The 23,644-nt window shown below is 73.3% G+C and carries 23 protein-coding genes and 2 pseudogenes; 15 read left to right on the top strand and 10 right to left on the bottom strand.

Annotation, left to right across the window (positions count from 1 at the left end; all coding sequences use genetic code 11):
* Positions 1-131: 131 nt before the first annotated feature.
* From ACIPSJ_RS47895 to ACIPSJ_RS47885, 3 genes are all read left to right on the top strand, one after another.
* Positions 132-2,381, top strand: coding sequence for an MMPL family transporter (locus tag ACIPSJ_RS47895; RefSeq protein WP_401355974.1), 2,250 nt, complete (start codon positions 132-134; stop codon positions 2,379-2,381).
* Between the two features lie 115 nt (positions 2,382-2,496).
* Positions 2,497-3,705, top strand: coding sequence for a sensor histidine kinase (locus tag ACIPSJ_RS47890; RefSeq protein ID WP_401355972.1), 1,209 nt, complete (start codon positions 2,497-2,499; stop codon positions 3,703-3,705).
* Entirely contained in the window at positions 3,702-4,382 is a 681-nt protein-coding gene (locus ACIPSJ_RS47885; protein ID WP_401355970.1) for a response regulator, read from the top strand. Before ACIPSJ_RS47890 ends, ACIPSJ_RS47885 begins: the two co-directional genes overlap by 4 nt.
* Before the next feature lie 155 nt (positions 4,383-4,537).
* Here the strand turns inward: ACIPSJ_RS47885 and ACIPSJ_RS47880 are convergent, their stop codons facing one another.
* The 4 genes and pseudogenes from ACIPSJ_RS47880 to ACIPSJ_RS47865 all read right to left on the bottom strand — a co-directional run bounded on the left by ACIPSJ_RS47880 (position 4,538) and on the right by ACIPSJ_RS47865 (position 7,369).
* Entirely contained in the window at positions 4,538-5,056 is a 519-nt protein-coding gene (locus tag ACIPSJ_RS47880) for a proline dehydrogenase (RefSeq protein WP_401355967.1), read from the bottom strand.
* An 83-nt stretch (positions 5,057-5,139) separates the two neighbouring features.
* On the bottom strand, positions 5,140-5,973 hold the full coding sequence (locus tag ACIPSJ_RS47875) for a class I SAM-dependent methyltransferase (RefSeq protein ID WP_401355965.1): 834 nt from the start codon (positions 5,971-5,973) through the stop codon (positions 5,140-5,142).
* Positions 5,974-6,240: 267 nt separating this feature from the next.
* Positions 6,241-6,390 (bottom strand): annotated as a pseudogene (locus tag ACIPSJ_RS47870) (esterase); the annotation flags it as partial.
* Between the two features lie 34 nt (positions 6,391-6,424).
* Positions 6,425-7,369: a LysR family transcriptional regulator gene (locus ACIPSJ_RS47865; RefSeq protein ID WP_401355963.1), complete on the bottom strand. Its 945-nt coding sequence runs from the start codon at positions 7,367-7,369 to the stop codon at positions 6,425-6,427.
* A 188-nt stretch (positions 7,370-7,557) separates the two neighbouring features.
* Here ACIPSJ_RS47865 and ACIPSJ_RS47860 point away from each other — a divergent pair, with 188 nt between their 5' ends.
* Together ACIPSJ_RS47860 and ACIPSJ_RS47855 are read left to right on the top strand one after the other, a co-directional pair.
* Positions 7,558-8,091, top strand: coding sequence for an SRPBCC family protein (locus ACIPSJ_RS47860; RefSeq protein WP_401355961.1), 534 nt, complete (start codon positions 7,558-7,560; stop codon positions 8,089-8,091).
* A 105-nt stretch (positions 8,092-8,196) separates the two neighbouring features.
* Positions 8,197-8,277, top strand: a pseudogene (locus tag ACIPSJ_RS47855) (NAD(P)-binding domain-containing protein); the annotation flags it as partial.
* Here ACIPSJ_RS47855 and ACIPSJ_RS47850 read toward each other — a convergent pair.
* The 3 genes from ACIPSJ_RS47850 to ACIPSJ_RS47840 all read right to left on the bottom strand — a co-directional run bounded on the left by ACIPSJ_RS47850 (position 8,243) and on the right by ACIPSJ_RS47840 (position 9,573).
* Positions 8,243-8,386 (bottom strand): hypothetical protein, encoded by a 144-nt coding sequence (locus ACIPSJ_RS47850; RefSeq protein WP_401356052.1) that lies wholly within the window; start codon positions 8,384-8,386, stop codon positions 8,243-8,245. The pseudogene ACIPSJ_RS47855 and the gene ACIPSJ_RS47850 overlap by 35 nt on opposite strands.
* Positions 8,387-8,522: 136 nt before the next feature.
* Positions 8,523-8,807 (bottom strand): hypothetical protein, encoded by a 285-nt coding sequence (locus ACIPSJ_RS47845; protein WP_401355958.1) that lies wholly within the window; start codon positions 8,805-8,807, stop codon positions 8,523-8,525.
* Complete coding sequence (locus ACIPSJ_RS47840) at positions 8,770-9,573, bottom strand: IclR family transcriptional regulator (RefSeq protein ID WP_401355955.1); 804 nt, start codon at positions 9,571-9,573, stop codon at positions 8,770-8,772. The genes ACIPSJ_RS47845 and ACIPSJ_RS47840 overlap by 38 nt, the downstream gene beginning before the upstream one ends.
* 137 nt (positions 9,574-9,710) lie before the next feature.
* Between ACIPSJ_RS47840 and ACIPSJ_RS47835 the strand changes: the two genes are divergently transcribed.
* Positions 9,711-10,166: an RpiB/LacA/LacB family sugar-phosphate isomerase gene (locus ACIPSJ_RS47835; RefSeq protein WP_359213503.1), complete on the top strand. Its 456-nt coding sequence runs from the start codon at positions 9,711-9,713 to the stop codon at positions 10,164-10,166.
* 2 nt (positions 10,167-10,168) lie between these two features.
* On the opposite strand, the gene ACIPSJ_RS47830 is transcribed toward ACIPSJ_RS47835, so the two are convergent.
* Positions 10,169-10,534 (bottom strand): DUF6479 family protein, encoded by a 366-nt coding sequence (locus ACIPSJ_RS47830; protein ID WP_355729180.1) that lies wholly within the window; start codon positions 10,532-10,534, stop codon positions 10,169-10,171.
* A gap of 104 nt (positions 10,535-10,638) precedes the next feature.
* Here ACIPSJ_RS47830 and ACIPSJ_RS47825 point away from each other — a divergent pair, with 104 nt between their 5' ends.
* Positions 10,639-11,058 carry a ferredoxin gene (locus ACIPSJ_RS47825; protein ID WP_401355952.1) on the top strand — a complete coding sequence of 140 codons (420 nt, stop codon included), beginning with the start codon at positions 10,639-10,641 and terminating at the stop codon, positions 11,056-11,058.
* 46 nt (positions 11,059-11,104) lie between these two features.
* On the opposite strand, the gene ACIPSJ_RS47820 is transcribed toward ACIPSJ_RS47825, so the two are convergent.
* Positions 11,105-11,911, bottom strand: a complete 807-nt coding sequence (locus ACIPSJ_RS47820) for a thioesterase family protein (protein WP_401355950.1) — start codon at positions 11,909-11,911, stop codon at positions 11,105-11,107.
* 241 nt (positions 11,912-12,152) lie between these two features.
* Here ACIPSJ_RS47820 and ACIPSJ_RS47815 point away from each other — a divergent pair, with 241 nt between their 5' ends.
* The 5 genes from ACIPSJ_RS47815 (at position 12,153) to ACIPSJ_RS47795 (ending at position 18,026) form a co-directional block, all read left to right on the top strand.
* Positions 12,153-12,677, top strand: a complete 525-nt coding sequence (locus tag ACIPSJ_RS47815) for a cupin domain-containing protein (RefSeq protein ID WP_359213496.1) — start codon at positions 12,153-12,155, stop codon at positions 12,675-12,677.
* 40 nt (positions 12,678-12,717) lie between these two features.
* Positions 12,718-13,500 (top strand): SDR family NAD(P)-dependent oxidoreductase, encoded by a 783-nt coding sequence (locus tag ACIPSJ_RS47810; protein WP_401355948.1) that lies wholly within the window; start codon positions 12,718-12,720, stop codon positions 13,498-13,500.
* 88 nt (positions 13,501-13,588) lie between these two features.
* Entirely contained in the window at positions 13,589-14,767 is a 1,179-nt protein-coding gene (locus tag ACIPSJ_RS47805) for an acyl-CoA dehydrogenase family protein (protein ID WP_359213491.1), read from the top strand.
* 9 nt (positions 14,768-14,776) lie between these two features.
* Entirely contained in the window at positions 14,777-15,622 is an 846-nt protein-coding gene (locus tag ACIPSJ_RS47800; protein WP_401355945.1) for an oxygenase MpaB family protein, read from the top strand.
* Positions 15,623-15,728: 106 nt separating this feature from the next.
* The gene (locus ACIPSJ_RS47795; RefSeq protein ID WP_401355942.1) at positions 15,729-18,026 is read left to right on the top strand and encodes a tetratricopeptide repeat protein; all 2,298 of its coding nucleotides are present in this window, start codon (positions 15,729-15,731) and stop codon (positions 18,024-18,026) included.
* Between the two features lie 9 nt (positions 18,027-18,035).
* Here ACIPSJ_RS47795 and ACIPSJ_RS47790 read toward each other — a convergent pair whose 3' ends face one another.
* Positions 18,036-19,178, bottom strand: a complete 1,143-nt coding sequence (locus ACIPSJ_RS47790) for a hypothetical protein (RefSeq protein ID WP_359213482.1) — start codon at positions 19,176-19,178, stop codon at positions 18,036-18,038.
* Positions 19,179-19,296: 118 nt separating this feature from the next.
* On the opposite strand from ACIPSJ_RS47790, the gene ACIPSJ_RS47785 reads away from it, so the two are divergent.
* The 3 genes from ACIPSJ_RS47785 to ACIPSJ_RS47775 all read left to right on the top strand — a co-directional run bounded on the left by ACIPSJ_RS47785 (position 19,297) and on the right by ACIPSJ_RS47775 (position 23,644).
* Positions 19,297-20,868 (top strand): phytoene desaturase family protein, encoded by a 1,572-nt coding sequence (locus ACIPSJ_RS47785; protein WP_401355939.1) that lies wholly within the window; start codon positions 19,297-19,299, stop codon positions 20,866-20,868.
* 116 nt (positions 20,869-20,984) lie between these two features.
* Positions 20,985-22,094, top strand: a complete 1,110-nt coding sequence (locus tag ACIPSJ_RS47780) for an NAD(P)H-dependent flavin oxidoreductase (RefSeq protein ID WP_401355937.1) — start codon at positions 20,985-20,987, stop codon at positions 22,092-22,094.
* On the top strand, positions 22,091-23,644 hold the full coding sequence (locus ACIPSJ_RS47775; RefSeq protein ID WP_401355934.1) for an acyl-CoA synthetase: 1,554 nt from the start codon (positions 22,091-22,093) through the stop codon (positions 23,642-23,644). The genes ACIPSJ_RS47780 and ACIPSJ_RS47775 overlap by 4 nt, the downstream gene beginning before the upstream one ends.

Raw genomic sequence — 23,644 nt, 5'->3', positions numbered from 1 at the left:
GCGTACTGCGGTTTCAGTAGGCCGTCCTCCGGATTCAGTAGGGGGCAGTGCCAGCAGCGGCACGACGACGAGGGGGTCCTCGCCAGGACAGCCTGGGTGACCAAGCGAGATCGGATGCGGAGTTCTCTGACGTGGCTACTTTTCTGTATCGACTGGGCCGACTGGCCTTCCGGCGGCGCGGGTACGTCGCCCTGCTGTGGGTGGCCGTCCTGGCCGCCGTAGGACTGGGCGCGCTGCAGGCGCCGGGCGCCGCCGACGAGGAGTTCTCGGCGCCGGGCATCGAGTCCCAGAAGGCGTTCGACCTGATGCAGGAGCGCTTCCCCGGCGCGGCGGCCGACGGCGCCACCGCCCGGGTCGTGTTCGTCGCCCCGCACGGGCAGAAGGTCACCGCCACCGCGAACAAGAAGGCCGTCGAGGAGACGGTGGACGCCCTGGGCGACGGCACCCAGGTGGCCGGCGTCGCGGACCCCTTCACCGCGAAGGCGGTCAGCGCGGACGGCACCACGGCCTACGCGACCGTCACCTACAAGGTGAAGTCCTCCGCCGTCACGGACGCCAGCCGGACGGCGCTGGAGAACGCCGTCGGCCAGGCACGCGACGCGGGCCTCACGGTCGAGACCGGCGGCTCCGCCATGGACAGCGGCGGCGGACCCGGCGGCACCGCCGAGATCATCGGCATCGCGATCGCGGCCGTCGTCCTGCTGGTCACCTTCGGATCGCTGGCCGCCGCCGGACTGCCGCTGCTGACGGCGATCCTCGGCGTCGGTCTCAGCATGTTCACCATCACCGTGCTGGCCGACGCCCTGGGCCTGTCCACCAGCACCGGCACCCTGGCGATGATGCTGGGCCTCGCCGTCGGCATCGACTACGCGCTGTTCGTCGTCTCCCGCTACCGGGAGGAACGCGCCAAGGGCCGGGCTCCGGAGGAGGCGGCGGGCCTCGCGGTCGGCACGGCCGGCTCGGCGGTGGTCTTCGCGGGCCTCACCGTGGTCATCGCCCTGGCCGGCCTGTCCGTCGTCGGCATCCCGATGCTGACCAAGATGGGCCTGACCGCCGCCGGTGCGGTGATCGTCGCCGTCGTCATCGCCCTGACCGTCGTCCCGGCCCTGCTCGGATTCTGGCCGAACGCCGTACTGGCGGGCGCCGCGCGCCGAGGCGAGGGCGGCCGGCGCCGGCTGTTCCGCGCCAGGAAGGCCGGGACGCCCCAGGGCGACAACCGCGGCACCCGCTGGGCCCGCTTCGTACTGCGCCGCCCGGTCCCCGTGCTGCTGCTCGGCGTCGTGGGCCTCGGTGCCCTCGCCGTCCCGATGACCCAGCTCCAGCTCGGCATGCCGGGAGACGAGGCCAAGTCCACCTCCACCACCGAGCGGCGCGCCTACGACGACCTCGCCAAGGGCTTCGGCCCCGGGTTCAACGGCCCGCTGACCATCGTGGTGGACGCCAGGGGCACCGACGACGCCAAGGGCGGGGTGAGCACGGTCCGCGAGCGGATCGCCGCCACGGACGGGGTCGTCTCGGTGTCGCAGCCGCGCTTCAACAAGGCGGGCGACACGGCGGTGTTCACCGCCACCCCGTCCACCAGCCCCACCGACGAGAAGACCAAGACGCTCGTCAAGACGATCCGCGGCGAACGCCCGGCCATCGAGTCGGCGGCCGACGCGTCCTTCGAGGTCACCGGCAACACCGCGCTGAACATCGACATCTCGGGCAAGGTCCAGTCGGCCCTCGTGCCCTACCTCGTCACCGTCGTCGGTCTCGCCGTCGTCCTGCTGCTGGTGGTCTTCCGGTCCCTGCTCGTCCCCCTCAAGGCGGCCCTCGGCTTCCTGCTCTCGGTCCTCGCCGCCCTCGGCGCGGTCGTCCTGGTCTTCCAGCAGGGCCACGGCGCCGGACTGTTCGGGGTGGAGCAGACCGGGCCGATCATGAGCCTGATGCCGATCTTCCTGGTGGGCATCATCTTCGGTCTGGCCATGGACTACGAGGTCTTCCTCGTCTCCCGGATGCGGGAGTCCTATGTGCACGGCGAGTCGGCGAAGGAGGCCGTGGTGTCCGGGTTCCGACACAGCGCCCGGGTCGTGGTGGCCGCCGCCCTCATCATGATCGCGGTGTTCGCCGGGTTCGTCGGCGAGAACGACTCCATGATCAAGATGATCGGGTTCGGCATGGCCACCGCCGTACTCCTGGACGCCTTCGTGGTGCGGATGGCGATCGTGCCCGCGGTCCTCGCCCTGCTCGGCGACCGGGCCTGGTGGCTGCCGAAGTGGCTGGACCGGCTGCTGCCCCGGGTGGACATCGAGGGCGAGGCACTCACCCGGGGTCCGGCCGCCACGGCGTCCGGCGACCAGGATCCGACCGCCGGCGAGCCGGTCGAGGCGGGCGTCTGACCGCTCCCTCCAGTCTCTGTGGGCCGCCCGTGGCGCAGGTCACGGGCGGCCCGCAGGGCCGTTTCACCGCGCACGTCGTCCACCATGGACCCAGGCCCACCATCCGGAGAGAGACATGACCACCAGCTTGGAGCGCGGGACAGGGCGCTTCCGCCGCGTCGTGGACGTGGCCACGGCACTGGCGCTGCTCGGCTGTGTGACATTCGGCGCCCTGCTCCGCTTCCCCGGTTTCCACCAACCCCGGGAGGAGTGGCCCGCCGTCGCCCTCGCGGCCGTCACCTGCCTCGCGCTGCTGCAGGCACGCGACCGCCCGCGCGCCGCCGCCACCGTGGCCATGGCCTGCGCGGCGGCCACCTTCGCCCAGGGCTACCTGCCCACCCCCCTGCTGCTGGCCCCCCTCATGCTGTCCCTGTACTGGGTGGCCGCCCGCACCGACCGGCGGACCGCGCGGATCTTCGGTCTGGCCGCCATGACCGTGGTGGTGATCACCGCCCTGCTCGACAACCCCACGACCGACATGCTGCTGCTGCGCACGGTCGGCCCCGTCCTGTGGCTGCTGCTGCCCATCGTCGGCGGCAGCAGGGCGCGGTTGCGCGCGGCCTACCTGGAGTCCGTGCAGGCCAGGGCCGTGTACGCCGAACGCAATCGCGAGGAGGAGGCCCGGCTGCGGGTCGCCGAGGAACGCATGCGGATCGCCCGTGAGCTGCACGACGTCGTCGCCCACCACATGGCCGTCGCCAACGCCCAGGCCGGCACCGCCCGCCACCTCGTGCCCACCCGGCCCGAGCAGGCGCTGAAACTGCTCGACGAACTGACGGTCACCACGTCCTCCGCGCTGATCGAACTCCGGGCCACGGTGGGCGTGCTCCGGCAGTCCGGCGACCAGGACGGCGAGTCCCTGGAGCCCGCGCCCGGCCTGGACCGGCTGCCCGACCTCGTCTCGACGTACGCGAGCGCCGGACTGGACGTCGCCGTCACCACGGAGGGCGAGCCCCGGCCGCTGTCCCCGGGCGTGGACCTGACGGCGTACCGGATCATCCAGGAAGCCCTCACCAACGTCACCAAGCACGGCACCGGTCAGGGCGCCGACGTCCGGCTCAGCTACGGCCAATCCCGGCTGCTCATCTCGGTCACCAACGATGCCACCGCCACCGCCACCGCTCCGGCGGCCGCCGGCGGCTACGGTCTGATGGGCATGCGGGAACGGGCCCACTCCGTCGGCGGCGACCTGCGCGCCGGACCCCGCCCCCAGGGCGGCTTCGAGGTGAGCACCGCCCTGCCGCTCCACTCCCTCGCACCGGAAGAACTCGAGGCCGCCCCGTGAGTATCCGTGTCCTGCTCGTCGACGACCAGGCCCTGCTGCGCGGCACCTTCCGGCTGCTGATCGACTCCTGCGCGGACCTGGAGGTGGTCGGCGAGGCCGCCGACGGCCGGGAGGCCGTGGAACTGGCCCGCACCCACCACCCCGACATCGTCCTGATGGACATCCGCATGCCCGGCACGGACGGCCTGGCCGCCACCGCCGCCATCTGCGCCGACCCCGACCTCGCCGACACCCGGGTCCTCGTCCTCACCATGTACGAGACCGACGAGTACGTCGCCCGGGCACTGCGCGTCGGCGCCAGCGGCTTCCTCGGCAAGTACGTCACCACCGACACCCTGCTGGCCGGCATCCGCACGGTCGCCGCCGGCGAGGCCCTGCTCTCCCCGGGCGCCACCCGCGCCCTCATCACCCGTTTCCTCTCCGGCCCGGCCCCCGACACCCTGCTGGCACCCCCGGAGCGCCTCGACGACCTCACCCCGCGCGAACGGGAGGTCACCGCGCTCGCCGCCCGCGGCAGGTCCAACGACGAGATCGCCGAGGAACTCGTCCTCAGCGTGCTGACCGTACGCAGCCACATCCAGCGCTCCCTGACGAAGCTGGGCGCCCGCGACCGCGCCCAGCTCGTCGTCATCGCCTACCAGACCGGACTGGTGCGCCCCGAGTCACGACAGCCCTGAGCCGACGGTCCCGTCCGGCGGCGTCGGGGCAAGTCCGCGCCGCCGCTCCAGCCCGCGCCGCCGCTCCAGCCCGCGCCGCCGCTCCAGCCCGTGCCGCCGCTCCAGCCCGTGCCGCCGCTCCAGCCCGTGCCGCCGCTCCAGCCCGCGCCGCCGCCTCAGTCCGTGCCGCCGATCGCGCCGCGTGCCGCGAGCCGGAAGTCCCGCACCGCTCGGTAGAGCGCCTGCTCGCGTGCGGCGGCGAGGGCGGTGTCCTCGTCCTTGCGGTCGGTGTCCCCCGCGTGGGCGTCCCCGACCATCCTCCGCATGACCTGGGAGAGTTCGGCGGAGGCACGGGCGATCCGGTCGGTGGCCTCGGTGAGGGAGGCCGGTCCTTCGAGGGCGACGACCTCGGCGGCCCGGTGGACCTCGCGGGCCAGCGCCACGAAGCGGCGGGTCCTCTCGTCCACGTCGGGCAGGTCGGGTTCGTCGGCCCTCAGCGCGTCGAGGATCGCGTCCATGGCGATGTCGCGGTCATGGAGCGCGCCGAGGTACCCGGCGTACGCGTCCCGGCGGTGCCCGCGGCGCCACTGGTCGTGCTGGGTCCGCGCCTGGGCCCGGCCGTTCACGATCGCGGCACCGAGGGTGGCGAGCGACCCGACGGCGGCACCCAGCACGGCGGCGAGACCTGCGTCCATGGACCCAAGTCTGGCGGGCCCGGCACCCGTTGGGGCAGATGTTCCGGGGGCCGGCGCCGGCGCCGGCGCCGGGGCCGACCAGGTCAGTGCCCGGCGGACTCCGCCTCCGCCGGTTTCCAGCCCCAGGCGGTGAGCATGCCGGCGGACAGCGCGGCGCACTCGTCGGAGGCCAGGTACCGGACCGCCGCGTCGACGGCCGCGTCGTCCACCAGGCCGGTCGCGAGCATCGCCGCACGGCTGCGCTCCCAGGTGTCCGCCCAGAACCGGCTGATGGGACTGCCCGGCAGCAGCGGCGGCACATGGATCTCGGCGGCGACGGACCCGAGCCCCGCCGCGCGCAGCAGATGCGGATACGACGGCACCCAGGAGACATCCGTGCCGATGGTGGCGCGCAGCCCCTGCCACATGGCCCGCATCACCGTGGTGTACGGCGTGTCGGGCGTCCGGTCGCTCGTCAGGTCCACCGCGTCGCCGAGCACCAGCACCCCGCCGGGCTCGACCAGTTCGGCCAGAGCCGAGATCAGGCGCTCGTGCTCGGGCAGGTGCATCAGCACGAACCGCGCGTGGACGAGCCGGAACCGCCCCCGCACGACGCCCGGGGCGGTGACATCGGCCTCCAGCACCTCGAGCCCGGGCCGCTCGCCGAGGAACCGCACGTCGCGGTCCACGGCCAGCACGCTGTCCACGCCGGCCTCCTCCAGCAGCCGCCGGGAGACCGTGCCGGTGCCCGCGCCCACGTCGAGGCAACGCCACCCCGGTCCGGCCCCGAGCGCCCGCAGCCGGGCCAGGGTGAGGTCGTCGTAGGCGAGGGCGCCGACGTCGATGCGCTCGCCCTCGCCCGCCTGCCCGGGACGGAACACCGCCTCGCCGTAGCGACCGCCGCCCGGCGCCGCACCGCGCCGACCGCCGGGGGTCACCTCGCCACCGACAGGGCGCCGAGGGCGCCGAGGGCGCCGAGGGCGCCGAGGACTTCGTCGCACCCGGGGAACCGGAACAGCGGGTCGTCGCAGGATCTCAAGGCCGGACCTCCTCACACGGCGGGGCAGCGCCGGGCGGCCCGTCCCGGGGCCGCCGCCCACCGATCCTCCACGGACGGCCGCCGCAGCGGCCGAGGCGCGCCGGGCCCGGAGCCGAACGGCGCACGGCCCGCGGACGGACGCGCCCTCATGCCGTCCGCCCGGCCGTCAGCCGGCGCGCGGCGCCGTACGCAGGACGCCGACCGCCTGCTCGATCGCGGCCTCGGCGGCCTGGGTCCCGTGCACGGCGTTGAGCATCACGAAGTCGTGGATGACGCCCGGACAGCGCATGGCGGAGACGGGGACACCGGCCTCGCGGCGCCCCCATCGGCGACGCCATGGGGCTGACGCCTCACCAGTCGCGGGCGGCCGCCCGCAGGAGCTCCCGGACCCGGGCCACGTCCGGGTTGGTGCCGGAGCCCGGCCGCTGGACGAGGAAGAGGGTGTTGAGCGGGGGCTCCTCGGGTGCGTGCAGCAGGGTCAGGCGGCCGGAGTCCAGGTACTCCTGGCAGAGCGAGCGGGGCAGCACGCTGTACCCGGCGCCGGCGTTGACCGCGGACAGCACCGCGTACAGGTTCGGCACGGTCACCGCCGCGCGGGCGGTGAGCGGCCTGCCGAAGACCGTCCGCCAGTAGCGCCGTACGAGGGGCAGGTCCTCGGCGTAGGTGACCAGCGGGACGTCACGCAGGGCGGTGCACACATCGCCGTCGCCGGTGTGCCGTGCCCATGCGGGACCGGCGACCAGCACGTACTCCTCGTCGGCCAGCGGCACCGAGGGGAGCGCCCGCCCGCGCGGCCGACGGGTGGCGATCACCAGGTCGTGCCGGCCCGAGCCCATCTCCTCCAGCAGCGGCTCGGGAAGGCCCTGGGCCACCCGCAGCTGGACCCCCTCGGCGACCAGCGGCGCCAGGGCGGGCAGCACCCGCACGCACAGCAGCTCCGAGGGACCCGCGAGATGCACGGGCGCACGCTGTCCGGCGAGCGGACCGCCACCGCCGTCCAGCGCGGCGAGCGCGTCCAGGGGGGCCGCGACCTGACCGGCCAGCTCATGGGCGAGCGGAGCGGGCTCGACCCCGCGCGGCAGCCGCGTGAACAGCTCCCGGCCCGTCTGCTGCTCCAGCGACCGGATCTGCGCGGTCACGGTCGGCTGCGAGAGCCCCAGCAGCGGGGCCGCCGCCGTGAACGAGCCGGAGCGGTAGACGGCCAGGAAGGTGCGCAGCAGGTTCAGGTCCGCGTGCGACGGAAGCGGTCGGTCGGCGTGCCCGGGTTCGTCGACAGGGGGAGCCGGTTGTTCCATACCGGTCAGCGTACCCGCGGAAGACATCGGAGTCCCGATGGGAGAGATCGGTGCTCCTATTGGTGATCCGATGGCACTCGCGCCTACCGTCGGGGACGTCGCCGGTCGCACTCCCCGACAGGCCCTCCTGACACCGCACTCCGACCCGCGCCCCGAGACCCGCTGCCCCTTCGGCCCAAGGAACCCCCATGACCACGCAGAACGCGATCAACTGGCCCGAGAAGTACCTCCCCGGCATGGGCGACAACTTCGTCTCCAACGAGGTGATCGTCCAGGGAGTGACGGCCGCCCGGGTCTGGCACCACCTCACCGACACCTCCACCTGGGAGTCGTACTACGACAACGTCGCCGACATCTCCTTCCCGCAGGGCGGCGGCCCCGAGCTGAAGGACGACCAGGTCTTCCGCTTCGGCACCTTCGGCTTCCCGCCCCTGGACGCCCACGTCGTCGAGTACCAGGCACCGGCGCAGGGCACGCCCGGCCGCCTGTCCTGGACCGCGAAGCAGGACGGCGGGCCGCGGGAGCGGCTGGACGTGCTGCACGCCTGGCTCGTCGAGGACCTGCCCGGCGGCCGGGTACGCGTCCTCACCCAGGAGACGCAGATCGGCGCACCGGCCGCCGCCCTCGCCCAGGAACACCCCAACCCCATGCTCAACGGCCACCAGGCCTGGCTGGACGGCCTGATCCGCGCCGCCTCCGGACGGCTCCACGCCGACGCCTGATCCGTCCGGCCGGGGCGGCGCCGTACAGTGCCGGTGGTCCCACCCTCCGTACGACCACCAGGAGTTGCGACGATGACGCCAGCGGCCGGCCGCCCCGAGGCCCCGATGTACGGCTTTGCCGGGCTCGGTGTGATGGGGCAGCCGATGGCGCTCAACCTCGCCCGGGCCGGCACCCCGCTCGTCGTCTGCCGCGGGTGATGTCGGTGCCGTCGAAGGCCGGCCGTCCGCCGGGCGCGGGCACCGGGCCGAGGATCGCCGAGCCGATGATGGACTTGCCGGAACCGGACTCGCCCACCAGGCCGACGGTCTCGCCGCGCCGTACCGTCAGATCCACCCCGCGTGCGGCCCTCACACCGTCGCCCCGGCGGCCCGCCGCGCGGTAGGTGACGCTGAGGTCGTGCACGTCGAGCAGGGCGGCGCCCCGGGTGTGTTCAGTCGTGGACCGTTTCTCCGATCAGCTCGACGGGCCGGATGCACCGTGCCGACCGCTCCAGGGCCGCGGACCGGGAGATGACGACGGGCTTCTCACGGCAGGCGTCGGTGACGCGCGGGCAGCGGTTCTGGAAGTGGCAGCCCACCGGCCACTCGGGCGGCGGCACCGTGTCCTGCACGGCGGGCAGCGGCTCGCCCGGCACCGTGTGGTGCGGGTCGGAACCGAGCAGGCCGGAGGGGTCCGGCTCAGCCCAGCAGGCCGTGCAGCGAGTCCGCGGTGGCACGGACGAGATCGGTCCAGCCCAGGAGCGTCTCGCGGGACTCCAGGTAGGTGATGGCGGAGACGCTGACACCGCCGATGACCGCGCCCTTGGCGTTGCGGACCGGGGCGCCGACGCAGCGTACGCCGATCTCGTTCTCCTCCTCGTCGACGGCGAAGCCCTGTGCGCGCACCCGGGCGAGTTCGGTGCGCAGGGCGCCCAGGTCGGTGATGGTGTGCTCGGTGCGGGCCGCCAGTCCCACCCGCCCGGTCAGGTCGGCGAGTTCGTCGTCGCCCAGGCCGGAGAGGATGCACTTGCCGATCGACGTGGCGTGCAACGCCAGTTGCATGCCCACCCGCGACGAGGTCTGCACCGGCTTCGGGCTGGCGACCTTGATCAGGCAGGTCGCGGCGTCCCCGGTGCGCACCCCGAGATGCACGGTGGTGCCGACCCGCCTGCCGAGGACCTCCAGTTCGGCGCGCATCACCTGGTCCTCCTCGCAGCCCTGGGTGACGCGGGCGGCGAGGGCTCTCAGCCGTGGCCCGGGACCGTAGCCGCCGGTGCCGTCAGAGGCGAGGAAGGACGTCGCCACCAGGTTGTTCAGGATGCGGTGCGCGCTGGCCTTGGGCACCCCCGCGGCGGCCGCGACCTCGCCGAGCCGGTGCGGGTAGCCGGGTGCCACCGCGGCCTCCAGCAGGTTGAGCGCCTTGTCGGTGGCGTTCCCCGCGAGCGAGCTGCGGCCCCCGCGCCCGCCCGCCTGCGCGTCCTCTGAAGTTTCGACCCCGGCCATTGACAGGCTCCTGTCGCACGGTTTCACGGAACGTTCCACTAGAGGATACGTCATTCCGTGTAACAAAACGCACCGACGCCGTCGGGGCACCCGTCCGTCCTCGGAAGCTTCCCGGCCGGCGCGTAACGTGAACCGGCATGAGAATCACCGTCTCCTCCGACATGGACGAACCCGTCGCCCGGCTCCTCGTCGAGGAGCTGATCCGGCGCGGCCATGACGTACGCACGTACGGCGCGCTGGAGCCCGGGGCGGACCCGCGGTGGGCCGTCTGTTCGCAGGCCGCAGCCCGGGAGGTGGCCGCCGGGGCCGCGGACCAGGCCGTGGTGTGCTGCTGGACCGGCACCGGCGCCTCGATCGCCGCGAACAAGGTGCCGGGCGTGCGTGCGGCCCTGTGCACGGACGCCTACACCGCGGACGGCGCCCGCCGCTGGAACGACGCCAACGTCCTCGCCCTGAGCCTGCGCCTGACCTCGCCGCCGGTGCTCAAGGAGATCCTCGACGCCTGGTTCACGGCGGTGCCGAGCCAGGACGCCGAGGATCTCGGGAACGTGGCCCATGTCGGACGTCTCGACGCGGGCCGGGGGACTGCCTAGGGTCAGTGGGCGCCGAGCCCGCCGCCGCCGAACGAGCCGCTGGAGCCCGGACTCCAGCGCGGCCGGTCCTTCGACGCGCTCGGCCTGGTCTGCTGGTTGCTGAGTTCGTACGGGGTGAGCGCGTGGCCACCCTTGGGAATCAGCGGGATCTCCTCCGACTCGCGGTTCTCCCGGACCTCGCGCACCGCGCCCTCCGGCGGCAGCTTCGGCTGCTCCTCGGGGCGCGGCCGGAGCGACTCGTGGTACTTGACCCGGTTGCCCAGCCAGAAGCCGCCGGCGAGCATCGCCAGCACGGCCACGGCCACCAGGAAGAGCGCGAGACTCATCAGGCCGCTGGGAGCGGCCAGCTGCATCGATGACGTACTCATAGCAAGGGGATACCCCACCCAGAACGGTACGAACCGGACGCGTTTCGTAGCCGGTCGCACACCGTGGGCGACCTCCCGGCGGTGCCGCCGAACGGCCGGAACCCATGCAAGACGCCGTGTTTGCCGTCCCCGCTCCCGGCTACCCGGGGCGGGTGACACAGCAGACTTCCCAGCAGGAGCTGTACCGGTTCCTGGAGGACCGCTTCGCCTGCGCCCAGGCCTGCGCGGAGTGTGCCCGGGTGTGCGCGCTGCGCGCCGGGGTGCTCGACCCCGGCGGCGCCGAGTCCGAGAAGGTGCGCCGCAAGGGCATCATGTGCGCCGAGGTGTGCGAGGCCACGTGCCGGGCGCTGACCGAGGAGAACGGCCGGGGCGAGGCCGATCTGCGCGTCCAGCTCGCCTGGTGCCGGACGGTCTGCCTCGAATGCGCGGTCGCCTTCGAGACCCACCGCGGCGCCGGGACGAGCGCGGCGGCCTGCCGGGAGTGCGCCGCGGCCTGTGCGGACTTCCTCGCGGCCCTCGGCTGACGGCCCGGGGCGCCGGATCCGGCACCCCTTCTCTGCACTCCGCTCGTCATGCCCCCGGCAGCGGGCGGACCGTGAGGATCTGCTCGGCGCGCCCGACGGGGCCGTCGACGTCGTGCAGGACGGTGCTGGTGAGGCCCTGGCCGGAGGGGCCGAAGGTGACCGTGGTGTCCAGTCCCGTCCAGGTGCCGCGCGGCTGGCGGTGCAGGTGCACGGTCAGGTCGACGTTCGGGAACATCCACGCCGTGGGCGGCTGCCGGACGGCGATGCCGTTGGCGGTGTCGACGAGGGCGAGATACGAGGCGAGCGGGCCGGCCTCGACGCCGGCGACCAGGTCGAGCGGGGTGGAGACCCACGCCGTCGTCCGGCCCGGGGTGGGCGGTGCGACCGGGCGGACGTCCACGGAGGCGATGTAGCCGCCGGGCCAGAGGTCGGACATCCGCCACGGGGCCAGCGACTCGGGCGCGGTGAGGCGCTCCCTGGGGCCGCCCGACACGGCGGTGGTGTCCGCGGCGGCCAGGTACCAGGCGCGGGCCCGGACGACCGGGCGGCCGGCGATCCGCACGACCGCTTCGAGAAGCTCGATGGTCCGGCCGGGGCGGACGGTCCCGACCTCGATCTCGCACTCGTCCAGGGCGAGCCGGCCCAGGATGTCGTAGCTGATCCGGGAGAGCAGCAGACCGTTGTCCGGTCCCGCGGCCCGATGCCGGTCGAGGGCGTGCACGACGAGTCCGCCCAGCGGGCTGAAATGCTGCTCGTTCACGTCCCAGGCGCCGCCCGCGTGCGCGGTCGGCTTGTAGCGCCGCTCGTCGATGGCCTCGAAGTAACCACCCCGGGGCCCGGTGGAGTTGGGCAAGGTCCGTCTCCTCTTTCCTGTGCTCAGGACGTTACCGGGATCCGCGCGCCCCGCCACGTGAGAAAGTGCACAGTACAGGTATCCCGTGCCGGTGCGGTGGAACGGCCGCGTGCGGCGGGGGAGCGCCCGGAGGAGCGGCCGACCCGATGCCTGGCATCCGGAACGCGCATTTCCGCCGCCCCGCCCGGCTGCCTAGCGTGACAGGAGTTCCGCGCCGTCCGTCCCCCAGAGGAGCGCCTCCATGAGCCAGCCGCCGCGCCGGATCGTCACCGGTCACGACGGGTCGGGTACCTCCGTGTTCCTCTCCGACGGCGAACCGCCCGTCGTCCGTACCGCTCCCGACGGCGCCGTCTTCTACGAGATGTGGAACACCGACGCCGTGCCGGCGCCCCTCGCCGCCGACGAGGCCGAGCCCACCGAGCGCGACCTGACCGTGCCGCCCGCCCCCGGCGGCACCAAGATCCGGGTCAACGAGTTCCCGCCGGGCTGTGTCTCCCCGACGCACCGCACCCAGACCGTGGACTACGGCATCGTCCTGGACGGCGAGGTCGTCCTCGTCCTCGACGACTCCGAGCGGGTGCTGAGGGCCGGGGACGTGGTGATCCAGCGCGGCACCGACCACCGCTGGGAGAACCGCACCGGCACGGTGGCCCGGATGGCGTTCGTCCTCGTCGACGGCGTCTTCACCGAGCCGCTGCTGAAGGTGCTGGGCCCCGAGGTGCTCGGCTCCCTGCACGGCAGCCCGCTGGCACCCGGCGAGTCCTGAACCCGCCGCCGACCGTCGCAGTGGTGAGGAGAACGCGTACGTGACGTCCGAAGGAAGACGCCTGGCCGGCAAGGTGGCCCTGATCTCGGGAACGGCCCGGGGCCAGGGCCGGGCCGCCGCGCTGCGCTTCGCGGCCGAGGGGGCCCTGGTCGTCGGCGGCGACCTGCGGCACGAGGGCGCGCTGGAGACCCAGCGGCTCATCACGGAGGCCGGCGGCACCGCCCGCACCCCCGCCCGGCTGGACGTCACCGACGAGGACTCCGTCCGGGCCTGGGTGACGGAGGCCGTCCGCGCCTTCGGCCGTGTCGACATCCTCTACGCCAACGCGGGCGCCGTCCGCTTCGGAGCGGTCGACACCCAGCCGTACGAGGACTTCGCCTTCACCCTGCGCGCGGAGCTGGACTCCGTGTGGCTCGCCGCGCATGTCGCCTGGCCGCACCTGGTCCGCAGCCGCGGCTGCGTCCTCACCGTCGGATCGACGGCGGGCCTGACCGGTTCGCTCACCAACCGGCGGACCGCGCACTCCGCCTCCAAGGGCGCCGTCATCGCCCTGACCCGGCAGCTCGCCGCCGAGGGCGCCCCGCACGGGATCCGGGCCAACTGCGTCAGCCCCGGAATGATCGACACCGAGGGCTCGCGGGGCGACCTGCTGGCCGAGGACCACCCCATGCGGACGATCGCCGGGCACATCCCCCTCGGCCGCGTCGGCCGCCCCGACGAGGTCGTCAACGCGGCGGTCTTCCTCGCCTCCGACGAGGCGTCGTACATCACCGGTGCGAACCTGGTCGTCGACGGCGGCTGGTCGACCGTGCTCCCCGGCTGAAACGCCCCCGGCGCCGCCATTCCCAATTTCTGGAACACGTTCTACGGTGTGCGCCGTCAGGACCGCCCTTGGGGAGCCTGGAGGCGCCGTGCACCTCGACCACACGCCCGAGCAGCAGCGGCTGCGCACCGAACTGCGCGCCTACTTCGCCGGCCTGGTGCCGGACAACGCCTACGCCCGCTACGCCGACCCGGCCGCGCAGAAACGCTTCTACCGGGAGACGGTCCGGCGGCTGGGCACGGACGGCTGGCTCGGCGTGGGCTGGCCGAAGGAGTACGGCGGGCGCGGCCTGACCGCGATGGAACAGTTCATCTTCTTCGACGAGGCCGCCCAGGCGGGCGTACCCCTGCCGCTCATGGCCCTGAACACCGTCGGCCCGACGATCATGCAGTTCGGCACCGACGAGCAGAAGGCGTACTTCCTGCCCCGCATCCTCTCCGGCGAGATCGACTTCGCCATCGGCTACAGCGAGCCCGACGCGGGCACCGACCTGGCCGCGCTGAAGACCCGGGCCGTGCGCGACGGCGACGAATACGTCGTCAACGGGCAGAAGATCTGGACCACCAACGGCGACACCGCCGACTGGGTCTGGCTCGCCACCCGTACCGACCCCGAGGCCCCGCCCCACAAGGGCATCACCATGCTCCTGGTGCCGACCACCGACCCCGGCTACTCCTGCACGGTGATCAACACCCTCGCCTCGCACGACACCACGGCCAGCTACTACGAGAACATCCGCGTCCCCGTCTCCCGCCGGGTCGGCGAGGAGAACAAGGGCTGGCGGCTGATCACCAACCAGCTCAACCACGAGCGGGTCACCCTCGCCGCCCACGGCACCATGGCCATCCGCGCCCTGCACGACGTCCAGCGCTGGGCGATGGAGACCAAGCTCGCCGATGGCCGCCGGGTCGTCGACCTGCCCTGGGTGCGCCGCCGCCTCGCCCAGGTCCACACCCGCCTGGACGCCATGAAACTCCTCAACTGGCAGATGGTGACCGCCGTCCAGGAGGGCACCCTCACCCCGCAGGACGCCTCCGCCGTCAAGGTCTACGGCTCGGAGACCCGCCGCGACGCCTACGCCTGGCTGATGGAGATCGCCGCCGCCGCGGGCCCGCTGAAGGAGGGCTCGGCGGGCGCGGTCCTCCACGGAGACCTGGAACGCGGCTACCGCTCGGCGGTCATCTTCACCTTCGGCGGCGGCAACAACGAGATCCAGCGGGAGATCATCTCCTGGATCGGACTGGGGATGCCCCGGGTACGGCGTTAATCTGCCGTCATGGGCGCCGACCCCGGGCTCTTCACCCCGGCCTCCGTGACCTGGCAGCTGCACGGTGACCCGATGATGTGGGTCGCCGGAGTCCGCGCGCTCTATCTGCAGGCCCTGCACCCGCGCGCGGTGCGCGGAGTCATGGAGAACTCGGACTTCCGGCGGGACGCCTGGGGCCGGCTGATGCGGACCGCGAACTTCGTCGGCACGACCACCTACGGCACCACCGAGTCCGCCGAGCGGGCCGGGGCCCGCATCCGGAAGATCCACAGCATGCTGGCCGCCACGGACCCGGACACCGGCGAACGGTACGGCGTGGACGAACCCGAACTGCTGCTGTGGGTGCACTGCGCCGAGATCGACTCGTATCTGCACGTCGTCCGCCGCTCCGGCTTCCCGCTCACCGACGCGCAGGCCGACCGCTACATCGCCGAACACCGGACCAGCGCCCGCCTGGTCGGCCTTGACCCCGCCGCCGCGCCGGGCGACCAGGAAGAGCTGGCCGCCTACTTCGAGAAGGTACGGCCGCGACTCGGCGCGGGAGCGGACGCACGCGCGGTGGACGACTTCCTGCTCCGCCCGCCGACGCACCCGCTCCTGATACCGGCGCGCGAAGTGCTCTGGCGGCGCGTGGCCCAGCTGGCGTACGCCGCTCTGCCGCCGTACGCCCACGAGCTGTACGGCAGACCGGCCCCCCGAGCCGCCGTCGTCACCCGCCGGCTGCGCGCCACCGGCACCCTGCTGCGCTGTGTTCCCGCACGTCTGCGCTGGCAACTCCCGCCCAAACACATCCTGCGCGCCATGGCGAGGCTCGGTCCTGACGCGCGCCCCGCACCGTACAAAGCCGGGCGATAGGGCGCCATACTGGACGAGTTGGGGGTGTACGGCACCGCGCGGCCACGCGGTGCCCGTGACCCCCAGGGGAGGGCGGGCTGGAGGCGACGGGGGGCGACGGCGCGCGATGGCTGACACCAGGCTGGTCCAGGGGCGCTACCGGCTGCTGGACCTGATCGGGCGGGGCGGGATGGGGGAGGTGTGGCGGGCCCGCGACGAGTCCCTGGGCCGGCAGGTCGCAGTGAAGTGCCTCAAGCCGCTCGGCCCGCACCACGACCAGGCGTTCACCCGTGTGCTGCGCGAGCGGTTCCGCCGCGAGGCGAGAGTGGCCGCCGCGCTCTCGCACCGAGGGGTCACCGTCGTCCACGACTTCGGCGAGTCCGACGGCGTCCTCTACCTGGTGATGGAACTGCTCGACGGCCGCAACCTGAGCCAGCTGCTGGAGGACAACAAGCACCATCCGCTGCCCGTGGGCGACGTCGTCGACATCGCCGAACAGGTCGCCGCCGCCCTCGCCTACACCCACCAGCAGGGCATCGTGCACCGCGACCTGAAACCCGCCAACATCATGCGGCTGACCGACGGCACCGTGAAGATCTGCGACTTCGGCATCGCCCGCCTCGGCGCCGACATCGGCTTCACCTCCCGGCTGACCGGCACCGGCATCGCCATGGGCACCCCGCACTACATGTCCCCGGAACAGATCGGCGGCGTGGAGGTCGACCAGCGCAGCGACCTGTACTCGCTGGGCTGCGTCCTGTACGAGATCGCCACCGGGGCGCCGCCGTTCGACCTCGGCGACGCCTGGGCGATCCTCGTCGGCCACCGTGACACCCCGCCCGCCCCACCCCGCGACCAACGCGCCGAACTGCCCGGCTGGTTCGAGCGGATCGTCCTCGACCTGCTGGCCAAGCGACCGGAGCAACGCCCTTACGACGCCAAGGAGCTGGGCCGTCGCATCACCCTCGGGCGGACGACCCCCACCTACGTCCCCACCGTGGTCACCGCACGGCCTCGACTCCGGTCCCCGGAACCGGCGTCGCGCGCACCCGGGCTGCCGTCCTGGACCCGGGGCATGACCACCGGCCACAAGGCGACCGGCGCTCCCCTGCGCACCACCCCGCCCGACCCGAGCGCCGGACTCACCGGCGAGTGGACCGCCCGCCCCGCCACCGGCACCGCACAGCCGCCGCCCGCGCTCGCCGGTCCCGGTCCTGCCGCCGCTTCCGCTCCTGCTCCCGCTTCCGGCCCCGGTTCCGGTCCCGCTTCGGCTTCCGTTCCCGCGACCGTCGCCGCGCTCGCCGGCCGCCACAACGCCGGGCTGAGCCTCGGGCGGCTCGGGCGCTGGGCCGAGGCCGGCGAGGTGCACCGCGGTGTCGCCGCCGAACGTGACCGCCTGCTCGGCGCCGACCACCCCGACACCCTCGCCAGCCGCTACGAGATCGCCTTCACCCTCAGCCGCACCGGCCGCGCCGCCGACGCCCTGCGCGCGTACACCGAGGTCGCCCGGGACCGGGAGCGCGCGCTCGGCGCCGACCACCCGGACACCCTCGCCGCCCGCCAGGAGATCGCCTACGTCCTGGGCCAGTTGGGCCGGCACTTCGAAGCCCACCAGGCGTACACGGCCGTACTCGCCGCCCGGCAGCGGCTGATGGGCCCGGACCACCCCGACACCCTGCGCTGCCGCCACAACCTCGCCTTCAACCTCAGCAGGCTCGGTCGCCTCGAGGACTCCTACCGGATGGCCCGCGACGTGGCCGCCGCCCGCGCCCGGGTACTCGGCCCGGAGCATCCCGACACCCTGGTCACCCGCTACGAAGTCGCTTATGCGCTCGGCCAGTTGGGCCGCTGGGAGGAGGCCCTGGGGACCTACCGCGAGGTCGCGGAGGCCCGCGCCCGCGCCCTCGGCCCCGACCACCCCGACACCCTCGCCGCCCGCTACGAGGTCGGCATCAGCCTCGGCCGCCTCGGCCGCAGCGCGGACGCGCTCGCCCTCTACCGCGCCCTGATCGACGACCGCACCCGGGTGCAGGGCCCCGCCCATCCCGAGACCCTGCGCGCCCGGCACGGCCTCGGCGTCAACCTCGGCCGCCGCGGCCGCTGGGAGGAGGCCCTCGCCGAATCGCGTGACGTCTGCGCCATCCGCGAGCGGGTCCTCGGCCCCGACCACCCCGACACGCTGGTCAGCCGCCGCGAGGTCGCCGTGAGCCTCGGCTGGCTGGGGCGCTGGGCGGACGCGCTCAGCGAGTACCGGCGGGTGGCCGGCGCGCGGGAACGCGTCCTCGGCCCGGACCATCCCGACACCCTGGCCAGCCGCAACGACGAGGCGCACTGTCTGGAGCAGCTGGGGCGGGGCGCGGAGGCCGTGGAGCTGTACCGGCGGGTCGCGGTGCTGCGGCAGCAGCGGGCCTCCGGCGGTCGTTGACCCGCCGGGTCAGGGCCCGGGGGGCTCGCTGGGGCGTCTGTCGCTGGGTGTGGCGGGATTCTGCGGACCGCGCACGGAGTCCAGCAGTGCCTGTCCCTGATTGTCCACCCACTTGGTGAACAGTTGCTGGGAGTAGCCGAAGACGATGGCCCAGGCGATGATCTGCGCCGTCGAGTCGAGGGCGCTGAGCCCCGGCACGAATCCACCCCGCATCAGCAGCAGCCCGAGGACGGCCGTCAGCGCACCGGTGGGCAGTTTCAGCAGCGCGAGGACGACCGGGACGTCGTACGGCAGTGCCGTGCCCCTGATCCGCCGCAGGGCCGCCGCGGAGGCGATCGACGCGGCCACGATGCCGACCACCTCGACGACGAGGTAGTCCGCCGGGCGCGTGATTGCGGCGACCTGTGTGGTGGTCGGCCGGGTCAGGCCGGCGGTCACGCTGCTCGTCGGGCAGACGATGGAGTACCTCTGACCGGTGTGAGGGGTGAAGCAGAGCGGGACCACGTGCTTCCACAGGTAGCCCGCGACGGCGATGGCGACCGCGCCGACGGTCAGGCATACCGTCACGACCTTGACGATCCGTACGAAGCTGCGTACGCGGAGCGTCTCCCTGCGCTTGAGTCGCCGCGCGAGGCTGATCGTCTCGGCGAGGAAGGCGCGGTCGGCGGGGCTCAGCTCGGCGTTCTTCGGATCGTTCAGCTTGCGGGCGATCGCCGCGCTGCGGACGCGGCGGGGGTCACCGGGGGCGAAGTGCTCGTCGATGCGGGCCACGATGTCCGGCAGATGCGCCGTGATGTCGTCGAGCGACGCCATCCAGACCATGAGATTCAGCGCGGAGTCGACATGCGACTGCGCCACGCCCAGGTGGGCGGCCCGCCTCATCATCGGATGCCACTGGTGGCCGATGGTGTCCTTGGCGGCGCGGAGTTCCTCGCGCGCCTTCTCCGCGTAGCGCGGATCCGTGCCGCACGCCTCGCTGTCCGTCCGCGCGTTCGCCGCGACCGCGTCGAGCACGGCTTCCAGCTCGGCGATCCTCGACCGGAGGATCTCCCGTTGCTCCCACGCGCCCAGCTCGCCGCGAGAGGCCCAGAACGGGGCCCGCTCGGCGAACGAGGTGCGCACCCTCGCCGTCCACGCCTTCACCTTTCCCATGCGCGACTTCTCGACGGACCCGCTTGCGGACTTGACGGCGTCTGGTCCAACTGGAGGGAACAAGTCACCACAGAATCGTTTGGCTTCCCCGGTGGATCATCACGTGTTACGAAGAACCATGCCTCCTGCCACCACAGCATCCCGGACCTACGACGCCGTCATCGTCGGCGGCGGACACAACGGCCTCGTCGCGGCCGCCTATCTGGCCCGGGCCGGCCGGTCCGTGCTGGTGCTGGAGCGGCTGGGCCACACCGGCGGCGCCGCCGTCTCGACCCGGCCCTTCGCCGGCGTCGACGCCCGGCTGTCCCGCTACTCCTACCTGGTCAGCCTGTTGCCGAAGAAGATCGTCCGCGATCTCGGCCTGGACTTCCGGGTCCGCGCCAGGACCGTCTCGTCGTACACACCCGTGGAGCGCGACGGCCGGCCGACCGGCCTGCTGGTCGGTGGCGGCGAGCGGCGGATCCGCGAGGCCTTCGAACGGCTGACCGGCGGCAAGAGCGAGTACCAGGCCTGGCAGCGGTTCTACGGCCGGACCGCCCGGGTCGCCGAGCGCGTCTTCCCGACGCTCACCGAACCGCTGCCCTCGCGCGAGGAACTGCGCCGCCGGATCGACGACGAGGAGGCCTGGCGGGAGCTGTTCGAGGAGCCGATCGGGGTAGCGATCGAGGAGAACTTCACCGACGACCTGGTGCGCGGCGTCGTCCTCACCGACGCGCTGATCGGCACCTTCGCCGACGCCCACGACACCTCGCTGCGCCAGAACCGCTGCTTCCTCTACCACGTCATCGGCGGCGGCACCGGCGCCTGGGACGTGCCGGTGGGCGGCATGGGCGCCCTCACCGACGCGCTGGCGGCCGCCGCGCGCTCGGCGGGCGCGGAGCTCGCCACCGGGCACGAGGCGGTCCGGATCGAGACGGACGGCCGCGGCGCCGAGGTCGCGTACCGCACCGCCGACGGCGAGGGGGTGGCCGCCGCCCGGCACGTCCTCGTCAACGCCTCCCCGCAGGAACTCGCCGCCCTCACCGGCGATCCGGCCCCGGAGCCCGCCGAGGGCGCCCAGCTCAAGGTGAACATGCTGCTCAAGCGGCTGCCCAGGCTGCGCGACACCGCCGTCGACCCGCGCGAGGCGTTCTCCGGCACCTTCCACATCGCCGAGGGGTACGGCCAACTGGCCACCGCCCACGCGGAGGCGGCGGCCGGCCTGCTCCCCAGCGCCGCGCCCTCCGAGATCTACTGCCACTCCCTGACCGATCCCACGATCCTCGGCCGGAACCTGGTCGAGCGCGGCTACCAGACCCTCACCCTCTTCGGTCTGCACACCCCCGCCCGGCTCTTCGCCGCCGACAACGACGCCGTGCGCACGGAACTCCTCAAGGCCACCCTCGCCCAGCTCGACGCCCACCTCGCCGAACCGATCACCGACTGCCTCGCCCTGGACGCGGACGGCCGCCCCTGCATCGAGGCGAAGACCCCCCTGGACCTCGAACACGACCTCCGGCTGCCTGGCGGCAACATCTTCCACCGTGACCTCTCCTGGCCCTACGCCCAGGACACCACCGGCCGCTGGGGCGTCGAGACCCGGCACGCCAACGTCCTGCTGTGCGGGGCGGGCGCGGTGCGCGGCGGAGGGGTGAGCGGGGTGCCGGGGCACAACGCGGCGATGGCCGTGCTGAAGGGGGCGGACGGCTGACGCGGGGGACCGGCGCACGCGGTGCTTCCGGCCGGCGGCCCGGGCACCCACGAGAAATCTGACGGAGCATCAGAAAAAGCCTTCCGTCGGCTGCCCGGCTGGGGCATCCTGCGCCCATGCAGACGGAGCTGAGCAAGACCCTGGGAGTCGAGCACGCCGTCTTCGGCTTCACGCCCTTTCCCGCCGTGGCCGCGGCCATCAGCCGGGCCGGCGGCTTCGGAGTGCTCGGCGCGGTCCGCTACACCGCCCCCGACGACCTCAAACGCGACCTCGACTGGATCGAGGCGCACATCGACGGGAAGCCGTACGGGCTCGACGTCGTGATGCCCGCCAAGAAGGTGGAGGGCGTCAGCGAGGCCGACGTCGAGGCGATGATCCCCGAAGGGCACCGGCAGTTCGTCCGCGACACCCTCGCCAAGCACGGCGTGCCCGAACTCGCCGACGGCGAGGCGTCCGGCTGGCGCATCACCGGATGGATGGAGCAGGTCGCCCGCACCCAGCTCGACGTCGCCTTCGACTACCCGATCCGGCTGCTCGCCAACGCCCTCGGCTCCCCGCCCGCCGACGTCGTCGCCCGCGCCCACGACCGGGGTGTCCTGGTCGCCGCGCTCGCCGGCAGCGCCCGGCACGCGGTGAAGCACCAGGAGGCCGGGATCGACGTCGTCGTGGCCCAGGGCTACGAGGCCGGCGGCCACACCGGGGAGATCGCCACCATGGTGCTCACCCCGGAGGTGGTCGACGCCGTCGCCCCGCTGCCCGTGCTGGCGGCGGGCGGGATCGGCAGCGGCCGGCAGGTGGCCGCCGCGCTCAGCCTCGGCGCCCAGGGCGTGTGGCTGGGCTCCCTGTGGCTGACCGTCACCGAGGCCGACCTCTCCTCGCCCGCCGTGACCCGCAAGCTGCTCGCCGCCGGCTCCGGCGACACCGTCCGCTCCCGCGCCCTGACCGGCAAACCGGCCCGCCAGCTGCGCACCGAGTGGACCGACGCCTGGGACGACCCGAGCGGGCCCGGCACCCTCCCCATGCCGCTGCAGGGCCTGCTCGTCGCCGAGGCCCTCACCCGCATCCAGAAGTACGAGGTCGAACCCCTGCTCGGCACCCCCGTCGGCCAGATCGTCGGCCGGATGACCAGCGAGCGCAGCGTCCAGGCCGTCTTCGACGACCTCACCCGGGGCTTCGAACAGGCCGTCGACCACATCAACCGCATCGCCGGAAGGAGCGGCACGTGACCAGCACGCCCCCCGCCGGATTCTGGGCCCAGGCCACCAGCGACCCCGACCGCACGGTGCTCGTCGCACCCGACGGCGCGGAATGGACCGCCGGACGCCTGCTCACGGACACCAACCGCCTCGTCCACGGACTGCGCGCGGCCGGCCTGCGCCGCGGCGACGCCTTCGCGGTCGTCCTGCCCAACGGGCCCGAGTTCTTCACCGCGTACCTCGCCGCCACCCAGGCCGGCTTCTACCTCGTCCCCGTCAACCACCACTTCGTCGCCCCGGAGATCGCCTGGATCGTCGCGGACTCCGGCGCGAAGGTGCTGCTCGCCCACGAGCGGTTCGCCGCCCCCGCCCGCCAGGCCGCCGACGAGGCCGGTCTCCCGGCCACCCACCGGTACGCCGTCGGCGAGGTCGAGGGCTTCCGCCCGTACGCCGATCTCCTCGACGGCCGGCCAGGGTCGGCCCCCGCGGACCGCGAACTCGGCTGGGTCATGAACTACACCTCGGGTACGACGGGCCGCCCCCGCGGCATCCGCCGCCCGCTGCCCGGCAAGCTCCCCGAGGAGGCCTACCTCGGCGGTTTCCTCGGCATCTTCGGCATCCGGCCCTTCGGTGACAACGTCCACCTGGTCTGCTCGCCGCTCTACCACACGGCCGTCCTGCAGTTCGCGGGCGCGTCCCTCCACATAGGCCACCGCCTGGTGATGATGGACAAGTGGACCCCCGAGGAGATGCTCCGCCTGATCGACACCCACCAGTGCACGCACACCCACATGGTCCCCACCCAGTTCCACCGCCTGCTCGCGCTCCCCGACGAGGTGCGCGCACGCTACGACGTCTCCTCCATGCGGCACGCCATCCACGGCGCCGCCCCCTGCCCGGACCACGTCAAGCGGGCGATGCTCGACTGGTGGGGCCCCAGTGTCGAGGAGTACTACGCGGCCAGCGAGGGCGGCGGCGCCTTCGCCACCGCCGAGGACTGGCTGAAGAAGCCCGGCACCGTCGGCAAGGCCTGGCCCATCAGCGAACTCGCGGTCTTCGACGACGACGGCAACCGGCTGCCGGCCGGCGAACTCGGCACCGTCTACATGAAGATGAACACCGGCGGCTTCTCCTACCACAAGGACGAGGCCAAGACGGAGAAGAACCGCATCGGCGACTTCTTCACCGTCGGCGACCTCGGTTACCTCGACGAGGACGGCTACCTCTTCCTCCGCGACCGCAAGATCGACATGATCATCTCCGGCGGGGTCAACATCTACCCCGCCGAGATCGAGTCCGCCCTGCTCGCCCACCCCGCCGTCGCCGACGCCGCCGCCTTCGGCATCCCGCACGACGACTGGGGCGAGGAGGTCAAGGCCGTCGTCGAACCCGCCCCCGGACACGAGCCGGGACCGGACCTCGCCGCCGCCCTCCTCGCCCACTGCGCCGGACAACTGGCGGGCTACAAACGCCCCAAGACCGTCGACTTCATCGCCGAGATGCCCCGCGACCCCAACGGCAAGCTGTACAAGCGGCGCCTGCGCGACCCGTACTGGGAGGGGCGCACCCGGCCCGTCTGA

This window comes from Streptomyces sp. NPDC090088, from assembly GCF_044747345.1.
In the GTDB taxonomy this organism is placed as follows: Bacteria; Actinomycetota; Actinomycetes; order Streptomycetales; family Streptomycetaceae; genus Streptomyces.
This window is presented reverse-complemented; position numbering and strand designations above follow the sequence as displayed.

Coding starts and splice junctions, on each gene's coding strand:
- ACIPSJ_RS47890 (WP_401355972.1), top strand. CDS start 2,497: ATGACCACCAGCTTGGAGCGCGGGACAGGGCGCTTCCGCCGCGTCGTG.
- ACIPSJ_RS47880 (WP_401355967.1), bottom strand. CDS start 5,056: ATGGACGCAGGTCTCGCCGCCGTGCTGGGTGCCGCCGTCGGGTCGCTC.
- ACIPSJ_RS47865 (WP_401355963.1), bottom strand. CDS start 7,369: ATGGAACAACCGGCTCCCCCTGTCGACGAACCCGGGCACGCCGACCGA.
- ACIPSJ_RS47860 (WP_401355961.1), top strand. CDS start 7,558: ATGACCACGCAGAACGCGATCAACTGGCCCGAGAAGTACCTCCCCGGC.
- ACIPSJ_RS47840 (WP_401355955.1), bottom strand. CDS start 9,573: ATGGCCGGGGTCGAAACTTCAGAGGACGCGCAGGCGGGCGGGCGCGGG.
- ACIPSJ_RS47835 (WP_359213503.1), top strand. CDS start 9,711: ATGAGAATCACCGTCTCCTCCGACATGGACGAACCCGTCGCCCGGCTC.
- ACIPSJ_RS47830 (WP_355729180.1), bottom strand. CDS start 10,534: ATGAGTACGTCATCGATGCAGCTGGCCGCTCCCAGCGGCCTGATGAGT.
- ACIPSJ_RS47825 (WP_401355952.1), top strand. CDS start 10,639: ATGCAAGACGCCGTGTTTGCCGTCCCCGCTCCCGGCTACCCGGGGCGG.
- ACIPSJ_RS47815 (WP_359213496.1), top strand. CDS start 12,153: ATGAGCCAGCCGCCGCGCCGGATCGTCACCGGTCACGACGGGTCGGGT.
- ACIPSJ_RS47800 (WP_401355945.1), top strand. CDS start 14,777: ATGGGCGCCGACCCCGGGCTCTTCACCCCGGCCTCCGTGACCTGGCAG.
- ACIPSJ_RS47795 (WP_401355942.1), top strand. CDS start 15,729: ATGGCTGACACCAGGCTGGTCCAGGGGCGCTACCGGCTGCTGGACCTG.
- ACIPSJ_RS47790 (WP_359213482.1), bottom strand. CDS start 19,178: ATGGGAAAGGTGAAGGCGTGGACGGCGAGGGTGCGCACCTCGTTCGCC.
- ACIPSJ_RS47785 (WP_401355939.1), top strand. CDS start 19,297: ATGCCTCCTGCCACCACAGCATCCCGGACCTACGACGCCGTCATCGTC.
- ACIPSJ_RS47780 (WP_401355937.1), top strand. CDS start 20,985: ATGCAGACGGAGCTGAGCAAGACCCTGGGAGTCGAGCACGCCGTCTTC.